Annotated in this window: 1 pseudogene; it reads right to left on the bottom strand. The window is 49.8% G+C overall.

Going from position 1 to position 251, the window contains the following annotated elements:
• A pseudogene (locus tag RYX56_RS24075) lies at positions 1 to 251 on the bottom strand (hypothetical protein); the annotation flags it as partial.

The following is a 251-nucleotide window of genomic DNA, read 5'->3' as shown; positions in this document are numbered from 1 at the left end:
CCGCGCTCCACCGCCGCAGCCGCCAGCTTTCTAAGCATGGTTGACTTTCCGGAACCAGGGCGCCCTTTCAAAAAGTAGCGTTTGGGGATTTCTTCTGTTAAATTTGGAATGAAGTCCACCGCTCCGGCTGGGGTAGCAGCCCCTAGAAAACGGTGACGGACATCAGGCTGTTTATTCAGCTTCATTTTTCCAAAAAACGACTCCATTAATTTGTTGGTCAACTGGTCTGCCTTTTGAAAATCCATGCTGTC

This window comes from Alkalihalophilus lindianensis (genome assembly GCF_032843265.1).
Lineage (GTDB): Bacteria > Bacillota > Bacilli > Bacillales > Bacillaceae_D > Alkalihalophilus > Alkalihalophilus lindianensis.
Note: the sequence above shows the minus strand (reverse complement) of the source record. Positions and strands in the feature narration are given on the sequence as shown.